1 protein-coding gene is annotated in these 674 nt (G+C 64.8%); it reads right to left on the reverse strand.

The genetic code is table 11. From position 1 onward, the window contains the following. Nucleotides 1-674, reverse strand: a 674-nt coding sequence (locus tag DIE23_RS39115) for a 3-hydroxybutyrate dehydrogenase (protein WP_124618213.1), incomplete at both ends; no start/stop codon positions are given.

A 674-nucleotide genomic window follows, 5' to 3' on the forward strand; every position in this document is an offset into this window, starting at 1 on the left:
CCCGTGAGCGCGGCGCTCGGGAACGCCGACAGGAACAGCACCGTCTGCGCGACGTCCTGCACCGTCGTGAACACCCCGTCGACCGTGTTGCCGAGCATCACCTTCTTCACCACTTCCTCTTCGCTGATCCCGAGTTCCTTCGCCTGCTCCGGAATCTGCTTGTCGACCAGCGGCGTGCGCACGAAGCCCGGACACACGACGTGCGAGCGCACGTTGTGCTTCGCGCCTTCCTTCGCCAGCACGCGGGCCAGACCGAGCAGCCCGTGCTTGGCCGTCACGTACGCCGACTTCAGCGGCGACGCTTCGTGCGAGTGCACCGAACCCATGTAGATCACGACGCCGCCGCGATCGTCCTTGTACATGTGCTTGAGCGCGGCCTTGGTCGTCAGGAATGCGCCGTCGACGTGAATCGCCTGCATCTTCTTCCAGTCGGAGAACGCGTAGTTCTCGATCGGGTTGACGATCTGGATGCCCGCGTTCGACACGAGGATGTCGACCGAGCCGAACGTTTCGGCGACCTTGTCGATGCCGCTGTTGACCGCTTCCTCGTTGGTCACGTCCATCGCGACACCGATCGCCTTGCCGCCTGCCTTGACGATCTCGTCGGCAACCGCGTTTGCGCCGTCCTGGTTCAGGTCGGCGATCGCGACGGCCGCGCCCGCTTTCGCGAGCTC

The sequence above is a fragment of the Burkholderia sp. Bp9143 genome, from assembly GCF_003853645.1.
In the GTDB taxonomy this organism is placed as follows: Bacteria; Pseudomonadota; Gammaproteobacteria; order Burkholderiales; family Burkholderiaceae; genus Burkholderia.